Raw genomic sequence first — 15,946 nt, 5'->3', positions numbered from 1 at the left:
TGCCGCGGAACTCCGAGCGTCTGCCTTCAGTCCCGGATGCGGCGTTGCCTCGCCAGCAGGTTGGTGAGCTGACGGCATTCGGCATCTGACATCGTGTCCAGGCCGAAGCGGGCATCGGCGACGATCTGACTGGCCCTGTCGGTCAGCGCACGTCCCTTGGGCGTGATCTCAGCGAAGACCTCTCCGTCGTCACCGGGTTCCAGCGCCCTTTCGAGCAGATCGTTGTCCTCCAGCCACCGCACTGTGGAGAAGGATGAGCTGGTGTCGACCTGCAGCTGATCGGTGAGTTCGACGAGGGGGAGAGCGCCTCTCTGATCGAAGAACAGGAGGAGCAGGGCTTCATAGCGTGCGTAGGTGAGTCCCAGCGGGCGCAGCTTCTCATCGAGACTGTCGATGAGGAAGCGGTGGGCCCGCATCAGTTCGGTGGCAGTCTGCATCCGGTCGCGTTCGGGCCATCGCATCTCCCACGCGCTCGCGGCCATTGAGACCGGATCGTTCAAGGCCGGTGAGGCGTTGCCGATCCTGAACTCCTCCGAGTCCCGGAAGCCGTGATCGGTGTTGAACTCCATCGTGTTCCACTCTTCGGTGTCCACATTGGGGCCGACTCCGGTGCGCACTGCCGGGTACTGACCGGTCCGCGTGCCGGCGCTGAAGCGTGGCTGGTGTTCGGCCCTGAGCTCCTCATCCGAATCGAATTCCTGGTCGGCGTCGGAATCGAAGTCCGTGTCGGCGTCGATGTCGGCCGAGGCGCCGGTGACGAGGTCGTCACCGTCCGGGAGCTCCTCGTCGTCGTCTTCGTCCCTGGTGTTGAGCGAGGTGATGGCCGAGCGCAGTCCGGAACGCTGAATCACCGTTTGGATGGTGAGGTCTCGTTCGTCTGGCCGGCCGACGTAGCGGATGTCGCGCAGGCCCTGGTCCTGGGCAGCGGATTCGAAGACGAAGTGACCGTATCTGAAGATCCGGCCCATCAGGGGCTTATGGACCGAGATATCGAGGATACGTGCCATCGGCATCGTGGCCTTGTGCTGAGTGAAGATCCCATGGATGCGGAACACGCGCATGTTCGTGATGACGAACCGGTCCATGTGCACGAACAGTGCACGGTAGACGCCGAACAGGGCAATGGCGGCACCGATTCCCAATGGGATCGACGCGAAATCGATCGGGACTGTGAAGCTCAGGGCGGCAACGGCCAGGCCCAGCAGAATGATGAGCGTGGGGGAGACGAAGGCAAGGAAATGGCGGCGAACTTCGTCGACGACGATTTCGCCCTCTTCAGCGATGAGATGATCTTCGACTCTCGGGTCGGTCAGTGCCCCGAACACGTCAGGCTGCTTCCTGCGCGGCTACGCGGACAGGGAAGTGAAGAAAGTGACCAGTGAGCCGACACCGGTACCCACTGCTTCGAAAGCGTTCCGCACTGCCTCGGCTGAATCTTCTGGCCGACTGAACAGATAGAACGCCACAAAAATGACGACGAGCGTGAGGACGGCCTTTTTCAACCACTTCACAACGGACTCCTCTTTGCCGCGTTGCTGGGATGGCAGATGCGGACAATTGGTTGCACAACCCGTTAATCGTAACCGCCCTTGCTGTCGGCCCCCGAGAAGGCGCGCCCAAAACCTGTGATCGTCGTCTCATACAGCGAGAATTGAAAGCAGATGGCCGCCGAGGTGGCCCTTCCCTTGCCAGCGCCCCCAAAGGGTGCCATTCCGGTTTCCCTCATCCCGGTTCGACGGTCAGCACCCCTGTGCAGACAGCGGAATCTGCGTACTGTTGAAGGCATGAGAAAACTATTTGATTCCATTCGCAAAGTTGGTTTCCGTCGCGGGCCCGACCGGGTTCTCGGCGGTATTGCAGGCGGTCTCGCCGAGGCCACTGGAATGAACGTGTGGCTGATGCGCCTGCTCGTCCTCATCTCGTTCCTGCTTCCAGTTCTGGGCGTCGGCGCATATGTGGTGGCCTGGGCGCTCACTCCTTGGCAGGACGGAAGCATTCCCCTTGAGCAGGCCTTCGGCGGCCGCCTTGAACGCTGAGTGAACATTCGGTGTCGTGCGGCCGACCGGCCGTGTCCTCAGCGTTCGCTGTCCAAGAGCATCATCTGTTCGGACGGATAGCGATCGCCCCGGACTTCGCTGTCGGCCAGAGCTGAGTCGATGACCGCCAGATCATCGGCGCTCAGGCGCACTCCATTGCTGGAAACGGTGGCGGCCACCTGCTCAGCAGTGCGAGACCCGACGACCGGCACGATGTCCTCACCTTGAGCGGCCACCCATGCGATCGCCAGCTGAGGAAGCGTCACGTCCCGCGCTGCAGCGATTTCCGCGAGGGTGGAGGCGATCCGCTGATTGTGGACTAGGTTGTCCCCCTGGAAGCGCGGGAACATCGCGCGAGTCCCTCCCACGGAACCTGCAAACAGACCCTTGGCCAAAGCCCCGTATGCCGTGACTCCGATGCCGAGTTCACGGCATGCAGCCAGAATCCCATTCTCTTCGATGCCGCGGCTGAGCAGTGAGTATTCGATCTGCAGGTCGCTGATGGGCGCTGTCGCCGCCGCCCGACGAATAGTCTCTGATCCGACCTCGCTGAGCCCGATGTGGCGGACGTATCCGGCATCGACGAGGTCGCTGATGGCGCCCACAGTCTCCTCGATGGGCACACTCGGGTCGAGCCGAGCCGGCCGGTAGATGTCGACGTGGTCCGTGCCCAAGCGCTTCAGCGAATAGGCCAGAGAGTTTCGGATCGCGTCTGGACGAGTGTCGAATCCGATGAACGAACCATCGGGTGCAAGGACGGCGCCGAATTTCAGTGAGATCACGACGTCCTCACGGTTGCGCTCACGCAGTGCGGCGCCGATGAGCATTTCATTGTGACCGGCACCGTAGAAGTCTCCGGTGTCGATGAGTGTTCCCCCGGCATCCACATACGAGTGGATGGCGGCGATGCTCTCCTCGTACCGTGTCGGTCCATAGGCTCCGGACATGCTCATGGCACCCAGTCCGGGAGATGTGACGCGAGGTCCCTGCGTTCCGAGTCGGCGAGTGTTGACGGTTGGATTCTCTGTGTATGTGCTCATGACCTCAAGCCTGGCAGGACGGTGTCGATGGCACGAGGCCCTGTCGATCCAGGGACAGACTGTCCCTGGTTACATCGGCCGATCGGATGGACAATCAGGAGATGACTGATCGTTCTGGGTTCGCTGACTTCATCCGCCGTCGACGGGAGCAGCTGCGGCCAGAAGATGTGGGGACCGGCCACACGCATCGTCGCCGCACTCCTGGACTGCGGCGCGAAGAGGTTGCCATGCTCGCTGGAGTATCGGTCGACTACTACGCTCGCCTCGAACAAGGGCGGGGATCGACCCCGTCGATCGGAGTGGTTTCGGCGGTGGCTCGTGCGCTGCAGTGCGACCGCGATCAGCGCGACCACATGCTGCACCTCGCCGGCCACCCGGTGCCGCCGCGCAGCTCAGACGGTCACGTGCGTCCCGGTCTCATCGCTGTTGCCAACCGGCTCGTGGATCTTCCCGCGGTGATCGTCACCGACCTCGGCGAAATCGTCTGGGAGAACTCTCTGGGTCGCATACTTCTCGACGGCCTGGCAGGAGAGCCTGGACGCGGCAGGAATCTCATCTGGGAGTGGTTCGCCGACCCCGACACTCGGGCGATGCCCCCGGAGCACTGGGATCGCATCTCCGCAGCCCACGTCAGCGACTTGCGGGCCACCTACGCCCGCAGGTCAGGCGAAGCTCACGTAAGGAAATTCGTCCAGGATCTCATTGCTGTCAGCGACGAGTTCAAGGAGCTCTGGGAGCGTCACGATGTGGCAGTCCACCACTCGGACACCAAGGTCTTCGTCCACCCGGAGGTCGGATTGCTCGAGCTTCGATGCGAAGTCCTGCTGACGCCCGACGACGACATCTCTCTGCTTGTGTTCTTCCCGATGGAGGGCACCAACGCGGCAGAACAGCTGCAGCTGCTCGGCGTCGTCGGTTCGCAGAAGATCTCATCCGACTGAGAGATGCAAAGACCCCGCGATCCCTTGTCTTCACAGGGATCGCGGGGTCTTACTTTCGGGTGGGCCCCGTGGGGATCGAACCCACGACCCACGGATTAAAAGTCCGTTGCTCTACCAACTGAGCTAGAGGCCCCGCCCCAACGAGACCGCGTGGACAAGCGCCACGGAAGTGTTGTCGGAGACTCAATAATATTAGAGGTAAGGGGCCCGAATACTCAAACCGGTTCTCAGTGGGGACCAGCAGGATTCACTCACTGATCATTTTCCGAGTTCAGGATGCTCGTCACCGGTGTAGGTGCGAGGGAGGGCATCCGGTGCAGTGGGATACTCCTCGGCAGCCTCGTCGATGACATCGGACTCGATGGCCTTGTTCTTCTTGATCTTGCCGCGCAGCGCCGCAACGTTCTTCAGCCCGGCCAGCAGCTTGCGATCCTTCTTCGGTGCGACGTACTCGGGATCGGTCTCCAGCGGGAAGATCGTGGGCGCGTCACCGAAGGCCTCGGATGACTCTTCGGCAACCTTGCGGGCCATCTGAGCGTTGACCACACCGCCGATGATCGCGCCGATGCCGAAGGGCAGCAGACGACCGACCAGTGAGCCACCGGCACGTGCGGCGAATTTGCGGATGAAGGTCTTGCGCAGTTTCCGTACCAGCAGATCGACGACTGGGGCAGGCAGCTGCTTGGTCACTGTCGAACCCCAGTTGCCGAACATCGACTCCGAACCGCCGGACTGCTTGCTGAACTTCTGGACGAGATTCTTTCCGTCCTTGCCGAGCATCAGTCCCAGCACCAGCGCATTCGCGCGCTTGGAGTCCTGGACCGGAAGTCCGTGGATCTCAGAGATCGCCTGAGCAAACAGCGCGGTCCCTTCGAGGAAGCCGGCAGTCTCTGCTGTGGCCACACCCAATGCTGCGGTCGTACCCAGTCCTGGAACGGCGGCGGTGGCGCCGACAGCTACTCCGCCCGAGGTGGTCAGGGCGAGGTAATGGCGACGGATGATCTTGATGAGCTCTTCCGGAGTCGCATCCGGGTTCCGGCGACGCAGGCTGCGCACATAGGCGAGAGCCACGGGGCGCTGGACCGACAGAAGCCTCGACAGCATCGACTGGGCGCGGGGATTGAGGGACCCGTCCTCGTTGACAGCGAACTTCGCTGCCTTGTCCAGGCCCTTCTTCGCCACTGATGGTTTTGCCACGGGAGTTCCTCCTCGTTGTCTGCACTCGTGACCTGCTGGTCGCAGGCACGAATTTGTCACCAGTTTAGTAGTGGCCACTGTGAACGCGACGAATGAATCCTGACCGGGAGGCGAACGTCGGCTCAGGTTGGCGCGCGGGTCAGAGTGGGGGACTAGACTGCTCTGACGATGACACAGCCACGCTTTCACCGCCCGATTCCTCTGGCCGACCTCGATTCCATCAGCGATACGAGTGACCCGGTGACCAGATCAGAGACCTCTCATGCCACCGCGGCGCTCCTCCTCGGAGACTCGCGCGGACAGCGCGATGAGGCCGCAACGAAGCGATTTGTGGAGCTGGCCGACGACATCGGCCTCGAGGTCATCGCCGAAATGTGGTCTGCGGCTCCCGCTGTCTCCGCGCCGGGAGCGCTCTGGCGCCTGTATGCGCTGCGGGAATGGATACTGACGGCTCCGCGTGAGCTCGCCGACATGTTCTCAGCTGGGCAGCGCAGGGTGACCGACGGGCTCGGCCTCGACGACATCCTCGCCGGGGTGGAGCTGCCCGCAGGTCCCGACGAGGTGGCCCGTGCCATCGATGAGATCCTTGCCGGCGCTTTCCGTGGGGATGTCGTCATCGCCCTCCTTCGGGCTGCCGCGTTTGTCGGCATGTGCGCCGAAGGCACCGACGACGTCGAGGCGGCCACGCGGCTGCGGCAGTTCGCGAAGGACCTCAAGGATGCCGCCATCTCCCACCGCCACGGCGGACTGGACTGAGCAGGCGACCTGACCGTATGCGGAGCACCTGACCCGGTGCGCGACTGTGAGATTGTCAACTCTCGTTCACCCGCCTCGGCGGTGGACTCATGAGTGTGAGCGAGTATCGTTGTGGGTGGCCCTCGTGGCCACCGGACGCTGGATCTGAAGCCCCGGGCTCCAAATTCAGCCGCTTCGAGCGGCCTACCGCCGAGAGGCGCTCTCGGTTCAGCGTCCGGCACATACAATTGAAGCAACATGCACATTCGTCCGGCTCGACCGGGCCCCGGGCAGGAGGAGCGCATGCGGCTCAAGCGAGTACCGCAGGACACTGTCTTCTACGAACGTCTCTCCGACCTGGTCGGACAGATGAGGCAATGCAACCTGGTGCTTGCCGAACTCTCCGGCATCGAAGTCAGCGAACGCCGGCAGGTCGCAGACCGCCTCCGCGAGATCGGCGATCAGGCCGATGAAGACATGGGAGCCGTGCTTCGTGCGCTGCGCGAGAACTACATCACCCCCTTCGATCGCAATGACCTGTACCTGCTCGGTCATCACATGCGCGATATCTGCCATCTTCTCCACGGTGCTGGTTTCGTCCTCGCCTCTGAAGCATTCGATCAGCTGCCCTCAGGCGTCCTCGAAACCCTGGCCGTCCTGTCTAACCAGACGGACCACACTTCCCGCATGGTTACCCGACTGCCGGGCAAATTGGATCAGTGGGACTACGTCGACTCCATCAATCGCCTCACCTACCAGGTCGAGGCTCTGCAGTGGCGAATGTCCGATGCTGTTCCGAACTCGAAGCGGGGCCTGACCTACATGGCCGCCGTCTCGCAGCTGGGACAGGCCTTCGTTCGCGCCGCATACGGCTTCACCGAGCTGGGCAAGGTCGTCGCCGCCATAGCGATCAAGGAGTCGTAGTCCGTGGATCTGCTCTTGGCGGGAGTCATCGTGACCGCGGTGATCTTCGCCGGTTCGAACGGTTTCCATGATGCAGCGCTGACCATCGGAAACGCTGTCGTCGGACGGTCCATCAATGCACGGTGGGCCCTGGGCCTGGCCGTGGTCTTCAACTTCATCGGGGCACTGCTGGGCGAGGGAATCGCCTCCGTCGTGGCCAACCAGATCGTCCACTTCGACGGCGACCCCGAAGTCATCCTCACGTCCCTGATCATCGCCTTCGTCGCAGCAACGGCGTGGAGTCTGTTCACGTACTATCTCGCGTTGCCGGTGTCTTCCACGCACTGTCTCATCGGCGGACTCCTGGGTGCCGGCATCGTGCTGGGCTTCTCGGTCAACTCCGCGGAAGCCCTCGACTCGGTGATCCTGCCGCTGGTGCTCTCGCCGATTCTCGGCTTCCTGCTCTCATGGGGTCTGACGGCTCTGCTGTCGAAGACCTTCGCGGCTTCTCCGCCGAAGCCGCTCTTCCGCGGTGCCCGCATGGTCGACTCGGTCCTCACCGCCTCGTTGTCGCTGGTCCACGGCATCCAGGACGCACAGAAGATCGCGGCCCTGGTCATGGTCGGTATGCTCGCTGTCGATACCAATCCGCATACGGAGCTGGCCGTCGTGGAGATCTCCTGGCCGGTGCGGCTGATCATCGCCGCAGCCCTGGCGATCGGCACGGGGTTGAGTGGATGGCGGGTTGTACGGACTCTGTCGGTGCGTATGGCCGGCCTCGACCCGCTGAAGTCCGCGACGGCCGATGCCACCTCCACGTTGCTCATGTACACGGCGGCACTCATCATGCGAGTCCCTGTGTCGCTGACCTTCATTCTCGGATCGGCGATCCTGGGCACGCAGTACGCCGGCCGCAGGGGCAGGCCCCGAGCCCGTTTCATCGTCCCCATCATCGGGGGATGGCTGCTGACCATTCCTGCGGCCGCGGCACTGGCGATCTGCATCGGTCTGGTGGCCAGACCGCTGGTCGGCTGAGGCGTCACCGCGACACCGCGACACGGCGACACCGCGTCACCGCGACACGGCGTCGCTGCGTCGCCGGGTCACGGAGGTGCGAGCCTTCCGGCCGAAGACGATGCCGGTCGCTATCATGGCCACGGCGAGCACGAAGTGCAGCCAGTTGTCAGCGGTGTTGAGCGGAACGAAGTTGCCCATCGACTCCATCGGAACGACGAGGCCGTAGATCCACAGCACCGCGTAGACGATGCCTCCGACGATGAGGTATGTCTTGGCCAGTCCGCGTGACCTGAGCCCGAGCAGTCCGACGATGCCGAAGAGCAGGTGGACGATGTTGTGCAGCACCGAGACTTGGAAGATCCCCAGCAGCGCGGCTTGTGAATGATGTCCGGCGAACATGATCGTGTCCAGGTCCTGGGTGATACCTGGAACGAAGCCCAGGATGCCCACGAGGAGGAACACTGCGCCGAAGAGACCAGAGACGAGTTGGACGCTGGTGCGGGTGGTGTGAGCTGATGATGAAACTGTATGAGTTGTCATGACGATCCTTTCGAAGACTCTCGTCGTACATCAGCTGATTCGGAGCGGATTGAGTCGTGGATGGGTGGGCCGGCAGAATTCCAGTCGGAGTGGAGGGCGAGTGTCGCGGAGCTCAGCCACGATCAGTGTCAGTTGTCTGCCGGTTCCGCTGTCGAAGACATGACGGCATGCACTGGTAATCTCCGATGGTCCGGCAGAGCTGTTGACTGAATTCACTCGCGCGTACGGAGCGGTTCTCGACCATGTTGTGGTCCAACTTTGGGCAGACAGCCTGAACGCAGACAACGGTTGGTAAGTCCTTGTCGACCCGCGTGCTTGAATCGACTAAAACTTACCAATCGTTGGGCTTCGCCCCTGCGAATGGATGCTTGGGAATAGAGTATGCAACTCCCTGGAGGCATCGGCTTGAGCTGATTGACGCTGCTGTCCGGCGCCCCGACACTCACCGACTCCGTTGTCGGAGTGTGAGCCTCCTGTGCCGCAGCAGGGTGGTCAGACTGTGGATGAGCGCCGGCGCCGAAGCGATGAGCAGCAGTATGCCACCCAACCTCGTCGTCGGCAGCAACACAGCACCGGCGATGACGAAGCCGGTGAACAGCACCGCCGAGATCACCCCGCTGGCCAGGAGTTCGAGGCCGGCGACCCGGCGGTCCAGTTTAGGAGTGGCTACCGATAGTTCGCCGTTCTCGAGCCTCTGCACCAGGCTGTCGAGTCGTCCCGGCAGACCCAGCGTCAGGCGCACGAAGTTGAGGGCTTCCTTGGCCGCAGTGCCGGCGACGCCGCCCTTCTCCTCCTCGATCAGCTCCCTGGCATAGGGTTCGACGACCTCCCAGATGTTGAATGAAGGATTGAGCGAACTGCACAGGCCCGAGACCATGGACAGCGAGCGGATGATGAGGAAGAGGTTCTCCGGCAGCTGCACAGGCAGATCCCGCACCACTGATTCGAAATCCGTGGAGAAGGCCCGCAGCTCCTTCTCATCGACGTCGCGCAGCTGCGCGAACCCCATGCCTCCGAATCGTGCGAAGAGTCCCGTGAGGGAGCGCTCGAGTTCCTCCGTGTCCGCGCCGTCGAGCAGAACCCCGATGAGTTCGACGCTGGCGACGAGGCGGCGGGAATCTCGCAGCGCCACAGCGATGATGAGTTCCCGCAGGCCCGCGCGCAGGTTCTCGGGCACGTGCCCCATCATTCCGAAGTCAACGAAGGTCAGGTGCCAGTTCGGCCCCGCCGAGGTTGTGCCCGGGTGAGAAGGTGTCACGAAGATATTGCCGGGATGGGGATCGGCATGGAAGAAGCCGGTGCGGAAGAGCTGGTCGAACATCGTGTGCGCGAAAGTTGTTGCAACCTTGTGGGGGTCGATCCCGGCTCGGCGCAGATTGGTGATGTCGTTGGCCTTGATTGCTGTGACATCTTCCATGGTCAGGACCTGTGGTGTGGTCTGTTCCCAGACGATCCGCGGGGCCTGCGCCCGGGCTGACTCGACCGCAGGAGCAGCATCTGACGCGTCCGCCGACCGTGCCGCCGACGGTGTCGCCGACCCGGTTGCCGATGCTGCCGCGTCCATGGCGAAGGCCTCCGCATTCGCGGCTTCATGGAGATAGTCGATCTCCTCGAGACTGACATGGGCGAACTCTTCGGCCAGTGCCGGCATATCGACCCGTCGGGAGATCAACCGGACTCGGGAGAGCCAGCCGGCGATCCGGCGCAGGGCGCGCAGATCGACGGCGATGACAGCGGCGATGCCTGGACGCTGGACCTTGACGACCACCTCGGCGAATCCGAGCTCCTCGGCATTGTCCGAGGTCAGAGTCGCCGAATGCGCCTGACCCAAGGACGCGGCAGCCAGCGGGCGCGGATCGAAGGAGACGAAAGCGTCGTTGAGATCCATCCCCAGCTGCGCCTCGGCGAGGGTGCGGATCTGCTCGAACGGAACAGGGGCGGCCTCGTCCTGCAGCTCCTCCAGTTCCTTGGTGATCTCAGGTGGGAGCACATCCATACGCGAGGAGAGGAACTGACCGACTTTGATCATCAGCCCGCCGAGCTCGACGGCCAGGGCGCGGAACCGTTTGGCGCTCGAACGCCACCGGTCTATCCGGCCCCGGGCCGCGAACCGACCCAGGCCGATTCGCGGCAGCGTCAACTCGAACCACCAGGCCACGATCATCTGGATCGCAGCGAATCGGAGGATGCGACTGTAGCGAGCCCGAAGGGTCCTCTCCTTCACGTGTCAGTCCTCGGCGAGGATCGAATACAGCCTGCGCTTGGTCTCCTCGAGAGCAGTGACCGCCTCAGCGACCTGTTCTTTGCTGCCGGTACGACCGACCTGAGCCGCTGCCTGGGCCAACTCGACGCCGGCCTTGGCCAGGTTTGCGGCTCTTGGTGCGTCGGGCTTCTTCGTCGTCTCCCACGGAGCACTGGACTCCGGTTCGGATTCGACCTGTTCGCGTCCGGCCTCGGTGAGCGAATAGGTCTTGCGCCCGCTGGAGGACTCCGCGCTGATGAGTCCCTCATCGGTGAGCAGCTGCAGCGTCGGGTAGACCGACCCCGGGCTGGGCTTCCAACTGCCGCCGCTGCGTTCTTCGATCTCTTGGATGATCTGGTAGCCGTGCATCGGGGCCTCGGCCAGCAATGTGAGGATCCCGGCGCGGACGTCTCCACGGTTCATGCGGAAAGGCTGTTTGGGGTTGAAGGAAGAGCGCAGCTGCTCCATCGCCTCCCAGATGTTGGAACCGCCCCAATCGCCGCCTCGGCGAGAGAAACCTCCGTGATTGAATGGCTCGTTCATGATGACCTCCAGGTCTGAATGTATCGCTCTGACGATATATAACGATATATCGGCGATGTGTTGCTGGGAAGGTCATTCGTTTGATTGAGGAGGCAACTCCCAGACCATGTTCAGGGGGACTCGCTGCCGAGATTTGGCCCGGCGCTGGACCTGGTGTTCGGGCTGCTGCCAGTCGTGCCGTGGCCCAGGCCGCTGTCAGGCCTGCCGCGGCGCGTAGGTGACAAGCAGATTGCCCTTGGAGGTTCTCTGCACGTCGGTCAGAGACAGGCGCTTGGGTGCATTGCCGTCGAAGATCGCGCGGCCGCTGCCGGCGACAACGGGATGGATGGCCAGAGTCAGTTCGTCGATGAGCTCTGCGTCGAGGAGCTGGCTGACAACGGACAGCGAGCCCTGCACCGCGATGTTTGCGCCAGGGCCTTCCTTCAACGCCCTGACGTACTCAATGAGATCTCCGTTGATGAGCGTCGAATTGGACCAGGTGAGATCTTCGGGAGACAGGCTCCGTGAGGCGACATGCTTCGGTGTGGAGTTGATGAAGTCGGCGAATATGGTGTCTTCGCCCGACGTGATGTTCGGCCAGTAGCCTGCCCACTCCTCGTAGGAGGTTCGGCCCAGAACGCAGTCGTCGACACTGTTGATGGCTCCGGTCATCCACTGACCCAGGTCATCATCGAATGAGTCGAACTGGAACAGGTTGGGGGCGGAGGCGACGCCGTCGAGCGAATGGAAGAGGCTGGTGATGAGTTTGCGGGTCATGGGATTCTCCTCATTGAGCGATCTGTGCGGCAAGGCGATAGTGAACTTTAAAAAATAAACTGCAGTTCTCATGATGAACTTCTGTTGCTAGGGTGTCAACCATGAAGTCATATGGACAGTACTGTGGTCTGGCTCGAGCCGCAGAGCTTGTGGGGGAGCGGTGGTCTCTGGTGATCCTGCGTGATCTGCTTGTGGGCCCGAAGCGCTTCAATGAACTCCGGCAGGGGATCCCCGGTATTCCGTCGAACCTGTTGACCAGCAGACTGCGCGACTTCGAAGATGCGTCAGTCGTCGAGAGGGTCTTGGACGGCCGGAACGTCGTCTACCGACTCAGCGAATACGGCCAGGGCCTTGAGCCCATTGTGGTCGGTCTGGGCCGTTGGGGCGCACGCCAGATGGACGTCCCGCGTGAGAATGAGGTGCCGACCGACAATTCGCTCGCAGCCGCCCTGCTGACTGCGCGCACAGACGAAAAGGTCCAGGCCTTCAGCGTCGAAGTGACTGCAGGTCCGGCCACCGCCCACGCAGATGTGTCTGCCACCGCGGTCTCGGTCGCAACGGGGCCCTTTCCCGACGCGGATCTGCGTCTCGGAGGTTCGAGTCTGCGCAGGTTGCTCGCAGATGGCGACATCGACGCCGCGATCTCTTCGGGAGCAGTCACAGCCAAAGGCCCGGCGACGCTGCTGAAAGAGTTCACCCGTGCCTTCAGCACACCCCTCGATGAGGTCGCCCACAATCTGCCGTGACTGCAGTCCGTGAATGCAGGCAACGGGTGGTAACTTCGTCTCGACCCAGGCGCTTGGATCGAGACGAAGTTACCACCCGTTGGAAATTCTCGATGAGAACTGCAGCCAACCTCGGCGAGCCGTAGTCACGGCTGCTCCTGCAGCCGCCTCAGATCATCCGAAGCGGCCGGAGATGTAGTTCTCGGTCTCTTCCTTCTCCGGGTTGGAGAAGATCGTCGAGGTCTCGTTGAACTCGATGAGCTTGCCCGGCTTGCCGGTGCCGGCGATGTTGAAGAACGCGGTCTTGTCGGACACGCGAGCGGCCTGCTGCATGTTGTGAGTGACGATGACGACCGTGTACTGGTCCTTGAGGTCGTTGATGAGGTCCTCGATGGCCAGGGTGGAGATCGGGTCGAGTGCGGAGCATGGTTCGTCCATGAGCAGGACCTCGGGCTCGACGGCGATCGCGCGGGCGATGCACAGGCGCTGCTGCTGACCACCGGAGAGTCCGGAGCCGGGCAGGTTGAGGCGGTCCTTGACCTCGTTCCAGAGGTTGGCGCCGCGCAGTGCACGCTCGGTGAGGTCATCGGCCTCGGACTTCGACATGCGCTTGCTGTTGAGGCGCACGCCGGCCAGCACGTTCTCCTTGATGCTCATCGTGGGGAACGGGTTCGCGCGCTGGAAGACCATGCCGACCTCGCGACGCACGTTGACCGGGTCGACGCCGGCACCGTAGATGTCGTTGCCGTCCATGAGCACTTCGCCCGAGACGCTGGCGCCCGGAATGACTTCGTGCATCCGGTTGAGGGTGCGCAGCACGGTTGACTTGCCGCAGCCGGAAGGGCCGATGAGGGCCGTGACCGAGCGGGGCTTGATCTGCATCTGCACACCGTCGACGGCGCGGAAGTCCCCGTAGAAGATGTCGAGATCCTTGATGTCGATCTGCTTGGACATGTGTTTCCCTATCTGTGGAATGTCTGTAACAAGTATGGGGTGCGTCAGGGTCTCAGCGCTTCATCAGCGCCCTGTCTTCGGGGCGAGCACCCTCGCGATGACGCGGGCGAGGAGGTTGAGGACCATGACCAAGGTGACGAGGACGAGGGCTGCTGCCCAGGCTCGCTCCGAGCTGGCCAGGGCCGCGTCACCGGGGGAGACGGGACGCAGCTGCGAGTCGTAGATGTAGGTGGGCAGGGTCGACATCCAGCCGGAGAACAGGTTCCAGTTGAGTGCCTTGGCGAATCCGGCGGTGACCATGATCGGTGCGGTTTCGCCGATGACACGGGCGATCGCAATGGTGATGCCGGAGAGGATGCCCGACACCGAGGTGGGCAGAACGATCTTGACGATCGTCTTCCACTTCGGCACGCCCAGAGCGTAGGACGCCTCGCGCAGGTCCATGGGGACCAGACGCAGGATCTCCTCCGTGTTGCGCACGACGATCGGAATCATGAGCACCGACAGTGCTACGGCGGCTGTGAAGCCTGTCTTCGCAATGCCTGCCGCATCCGGCATGATGAAGCCCACGATGGTGGAGAACAGGGCGAAGGCGAAGAGTCCGGCGACGATCGAGGGGATGCCGGTCATCACGTCGACGAGGAAGGTGATGGCCTTGCCCAGCTTGTTCTTGCCGGAGTATTCGACGAGGTAGATGGCCGTCAGCACACCGATGGGGATCGAGATGACGCATGCCATGGCCGTGATCAGGACGGTGCCGACGATCGCGTGGTAGAAGCCGCCTGCGATTGTTGCTTCGCCGGCGACGTACTGCTGGTCGAGGACGCCCTTCATGCCGAGCATCGTGCGGGTGAGGAGGTCGAAGCTGATAGCGGCTCCGCCCTTGGCGATGGTCATCCAGAGCAGAGAGATGAGGGGAACACAGGCGAGGATGAACGAAGAGGTGACGACGGTGGTCGCCACCCGGTCGGTGGCCTTGCGGCGGCCTTCGTAGGCTCCGGAGAGCGTGAAGACGGCCACGACGTTGATGAGCCCGGCGAGGACTGCGACGACAGGGATGTTGAAGCCGCCGAAGGCGATGAAGCTGATGATGGTCGCGACGATGATCGAGGCGGCCGCAATCACCCATGGTGTGATTTTGGGCAGCTGCTTGGAGGTGAGGGCGCGAGACGTGGTCGTCGAATTGTTCGTAGTAGTCAACATTCTCAACTGCCCTTCACCGAGGTCTTGGCAACAATTGCACGTGCGCCCATGTTCACCAGCAGGGTGATGGCGAACAGGACGAGGCCGACTGTGATCAGCTCGGACAGTCGCAGTCCGGCGGCTTCGGGGAAGTTCTGAGCGATCTCAGAGGCGATGGTCTGATTGCCGCTGACCACCAGGGATGCGGTGAGCAGTCCAGGGGAGAGGATCATGGCCACAGCCATGGTTTCGCCGAGCGCGCGGCCGAGGCCGAGCATGGTCGCCGAGGCGATGCCGGACTTTCCGAACGGCAGCACCGACATGCGGATCATCTCCCAGCGCGTGGCGCCGAGAGCGAGAGCAGCTTCCTCCTGCAGGCGGGGAGTCTGCAGGAAGACCTCGCGGGTCAGGGAGGTGATGATCGGCAGGATCATGATGGCGAGCACGAGGGAAGCCGTCAGCAGGGTACGCCCGGTGTTCGACACATCGCCGTTCGCGTCTGGGGCGAAGATCGGAATCCAGCCGAACCACTTCGACAGCCACAGGTAGAACGCGGTGAGGTTGCCGGCCAGGGCGATTCCCCACAGTCCGTAGACGACGGAGGGGATCGCGGCGAGCAGGTCGATGACGTAGCCGAGGAGCGGCGCGAGCTTCCGAGGCGACATGTGCGTGGTGAACAATGCGATGCCCAGTGCGAACGGAGTCGCCACGAGCAGGGCGATGGCGGAGGAGATCAGTGTGCCGATGATAAGTGGCCAGACGTAGGAGAAGAATCCCTTGCCGCCGGTGATCGAGCTCGGATCGGTGATCTGGGCTTCGATGGTGTCCTTGGACTGCGCCAGAAGGAACAGGGCGACTCCTGCCAGGATGAGCAGGATCAGGATGCCGGCGATGAGCGTCGCGGCCGAGAAGATCCGGTCTCCGGGACGAACGACGGCTTTGGGCTTCTGGCCCGCCCCGGACTCACCGCGTGAGCCCGGTTCAGGTGCTCCGGCAGGGCCGGACTCTGTGGTCTGTGTGCTGGTCGGCACAAGTGCTCCTCATGAAACTTGTGGTGGATCCGGTTCACGGATCCCTAGGCACCGAGAAGCGGCGCAGGGTCGCTGCGCCGCTTCTCGACTGATCAATTCTGCAG

The 15,946-nt window shown here is 62.7% G+C and carries 16 protein-coding genes and 1 tRNA gene; 6 read left to right on the top strand and 11 right to left on the bottom strand.

Annotated features, from left to right (window positions below; genetic code table 11):
* Positions 1 to 26: 26 nt before the first annotated feature.
* Positions 27 to 1,325: a PH domain-containing protein gene (locus CXR25_RS16190; protein WP_069600926.1), complete on the bottom strand. Its 1,299-nt coding sequence runs from the start codon at positions 1,323 to 1,325 to the stop codon at positions 27 to 29.
* 459 nt (positions 1,326 to 1,784) lie between these two features.
* On the opposite strand from CXR25_RS16190, the gene CXR25_RS16185 reads away from it, so the two are divergent.
* Positions 1,785 to 2,036, top strand: a complete 252-nt coding sequence (locus tag CXR25_RS16185) for a PspC domain-containing protein (RefSeq protein ID WP_069600925.1) — start codon at positions 1,785 to 1,787, stop codon at positions 2,034 to 2,036.
* Positions 2,037 to 2,074: 38 nt separating this feature from the next.
* On the opposite strand, the gene CXR25_RS16180 is transcribed toward CXR25_RS16185, so the two are convergent.
* Entirely contained in the window at positions 2,075 to 3,076 is a 1,002-nt protein-coding gene (locus CXR25_RS16180) for an aldo/keto reductase (protein WP_096146309.1), read from the bottom strand.
* Positions 3,077 to 3,177: 101 nt separating this feature from the next.
* Between CXR25_RS16180 and CXR25_RS16175 the strand changes: the two genes are divergently transcribed.
* Complete coding sequence (locus CXR25_RS16175) at positions 3,178 to 4,017, top strand: helix-turn-helix transcriptional regulator (protein WP_096146418.1); 840 nt, start codon at positions 3,178 to 3,180, stop codon at positions 4,015 to 4,017.
* Between the two features lie 60 nt (positions 4,018 to 4,077).
* On the opposite strand, the gene CXR25_RS16170 is transcribed toward CXR25_RS16175, so the two are convergent.
* A tRNA-Lys gene (locus CXR25_RS16170) sits at positions 4,078 to 4,150 on the bottom strand.
* A gap of 125 nt (positions 4,151 to 4,275) precedes the next feature.
* Entirely contained in the window at positions 4,276 to 5,214 is a 939-nt protein-coding gene (locus tag CXR25_RS16165; RefSeq protein WP_083248844.1) for a hypothetical protein, read from the bottom strand.
* Positions 5,215 to 5,382: 168 nt separating this feature from the next.
* On the opposite strand from CXR25_RS16165, the gene CXR25_RS16160 reads away from it, so the two are divergent.
* From CXR25_RS16160 to CXR25_RS16150, 3 genes are all read left to right on the top strand, one after another.
* A complete protein-coding gene (locus CXR25_RS16160) occupies positions 5,383 to 5,970 on the top strand; it encodes a hypothetical protein (protein WP_069600912.1) in 588 nt (195 codons plus the stop codon).
* Positions 5,971 to 6,207: 237 nt separating this feature from the next.
* A complete protein-coding gene (locus tag CXR25_RS16155; protein ID WP_226823654.1) occupies positions 6,208 to 6,873 on the top strand; it encodes a DUF47 domain-containing protein in 666 nt (221 codons plus the stop codon).
* A 3-nt stretch (positions 6,874 to 6,876) separates the two neighbouring features.
* The gene (locus CXR25_RS16150) at positions 6,877 to 7,887 is read left to right on the top strand and encodes an inorganic phosphate transporter (protein ID WP_114384456.1); all 1,011 of its coding nucleotides are present in this window, start codon (positions 6,877 to 6,879) and stop codon (positions 7,885 to 7,887) included.
* 36 nt (positions 7,888 to 7,923) lie between these two features.
* Here the strand turns inward: CXR25_RS16150 and CXR25_RS16145 are convergent, their stop codons facing one another.
* The 4 genes from CXR25_RS16145 to CXR25_RS16130 form a co-directional block, all read right to left on the bottom strand.
* Positions 7,924 to 8,409: a DUF4383 domain-containing protein gene (locus CXR25_RS16145; RefSeq protein ID WP_096178514.1), complete on the bottom strand. Its 486-nt coding sequence runs from the start codon at positions 8,407 to 8,409 to the stop codon at positions 7,924 to 7,926.
* Positions 8,410 to 8,851: 442 nt separating this feature from the next.
* Positions 8,852 to 10,573 (bottom strand): ABC1 kinase family protein, encoded by a 1,722-nt coding sequence (locus CXR25_RS16140; RefSeq protein WP_241212422.1) that lies wholly within the window; start codon positions 10,571 to 10,573, stop codon positions 8,852 to 8,854.
* A 63-nt stretch (positions 10,574 to 10,636) separates the two neighbouring features.
* Entirely contained in the window at positions 10,637 to 11,194 is a 558-nt protein-coding gene (locus CXR25_RS16135) for a PadR family transcriptional regulator (protein WP_009883696.1), read from the bottom strand.
* Between the two features lie 195 nt (positions 11,195 to 11,389).
* The gene (locus CXR25_RS16130; protein WP_069600909.1) at positions 11,390 to 11,950 is read right to left on the bottom strand and encodes a dihydrofolate reductase family protein; all 561 of its coding nucleotides are present in this window, start codon (positions 11,948 to 11,950) and stop codon (positions 11,390 to 11,392) included.
* A 101-nt stretch (positions 11,951 to 12,051) separates the two neighbouring features.
* On the opposite strand from CXR25_RS16130, the gene CXR25_RS16125 reads away from it, so the two are divergent.
* Entirely contained in the window at positions 12,052 to 12,696 is a 645-nt protein-coding gene (locus CXR25_RS16125; protein WP_069600908.1) for a winged helix-turn-helix transcriptional regulator, read from the top strand.
* 153 nt (positions 12,697 to 12,849) lie between these two features.
* Here the strand turns inward: CXR25_RS16125 and pstB are convergent, their stop codons facing one another.
* From pstB to pstC, 3 genes are all read right to left on the bottom strand, one after another.
* A complete protein-coding gene (gene pstB / locus CXR25_RS16120) occupies positions 12,850 to 13,629 on the bottom strand; it encodes a phosphate ABC transporter ATP-binding protein PstB (protein ID WP_009883693.1) in 780 nt (259 codons plus the stop codon).
* Positions 13,630 to 13,692: 63 nt separating this feature from the next.
* Positions 13,693 to 14,832, bottom strand: a complete 1,140-nt coding sequence (pstA, locus tag CXR25_RS16115) for a phosphate ABC transporter permease PstA (protein WP_009883692.1) — start codon at positions 14,830 to 14,832, stop codon at positions 13,693 to 13,695.
* A 2-nt stretch (positions 14,833 to 14,834) separates the two neighbouring features.
* Positions 14,835 to 15,842: a phosphate ABC transporter permease subunit PstC gene (gene pstC / locus CXR25_RS16110; RefSeq protein WP_373270490.1), complete on the bottom strand. Its 1,008-nt coding sequence runs from the start codon at positions 15,840 to 15,842 to the stop codon at positions 14,835 to 14,837.
* Positions 15,843 to 15,946 lie beyond the last annotated feature (104 nt).

This window comes from Brevibacterium aurantiacum, from assembly GCF_003932995.1.
In the GTDB taxonomy this organism is placed as follows: Bacteria; Actinomycetota; Actinomycetes; order Actinomycetales; family Brevibacteriaceae; genus Brevibacterium; species Brevibacterium aurantiacum.
Note: the sequence above shows the minus strand (reverse complement) of the source record. Positions and strands in the feature narration are given on the sequence as shown.

What these genes read in the sequence shown, in the direction of transcription:
- CXR25_RS16140 (WP_241212422.1), bottom strand. Translation starts at nt 10,573, where the DNA reads ATGATCGTGGCCTGGTGGTTCGAGTTGACGCTGCCGCGAATCGGCCTG.
- pstB (WP_009883693.1), bottom strand. Translation starts at nt 13,629, where the DNA reads ATGTCCAAGCAGATCGACATCAAGGATCTCGACATCTTCTACGGGGAC.
- CXR25_RS16135 (WP_009883696.1), bottom strand. Translation starts at nt 11,194, where the DNA reads ATGAACGAGCCATTCAATCACGGAGGTTTCTCTCGCCGAGGCGGCGAT.
- CXR25_RS16160 (WP_069600912.1), top strand. Translation starts at nt 5,383, where the DNA reads ATGACACAGCCACGCTTTCACCGCCCGATTCCTCTGGCCGACCTCGAT.
- CXR25_RS16155 (WP_226823654.1), top strand. Translation starts at nt 6,208, where the DNA reads ATGCACATTCGTCCGGCTCGACCGGGCCCCGGGCAGGAGGAGCGCATG.
- CXR25_RS16180 (WP_096146309.1), bottom strand. Translation starts at nt 3,076, where the DNA reads ATGAGCACATACACAGAGAATCCAACCGTCAACACTCGCCGACTCGGA.
- CXR25_RS16125 (WP_069600908.1), top strand. Translation starts at nt 12,052, where the DNA reads ATGAAGTCATATGGACAGTACTGTGGTCTGGCTCGAGCCGCAGAGCTT.
- CXR25_RS16175 (WP_096146418.1), top strand. Translation starts at nt 3,178, where the DNA reads ATGACTGATCGTTCTGGGTTCGCTGACTTCATCCGCCGTCGACGGGAG.
- CXR25_RS16145 (WP_096178514.1), bottom strand. Translation starts at nt 8,409, where the DNA reads ATGACAACTCATACAGTTTCATCATCAGCTCACACCACCCGCACCAGC.
- CXR25_RS16130 (WP_069600909.1), bottom strand. Translation starts at nt 11,950, where the DNA reads ATGACCCGCAAACTCATCACCAGCCTCTTCCATTCGCTCGACGGCGTC.
- CXR25_RS16185 (WP_069600925.1), top strand. Translation starts at nt 1,785, where the DNA reads ATGAGAAAACTATTTGATTCCATTCGCAAAGTTGGTTTCCGTCGCGGG.
- pstA (WP_009883692.1), bottom strand. Translation starts at nt 14,832, where the DNA reads ATGTTGACTACTACGAACAATTCGACGACCACGTCTCGCGCCCTCACC.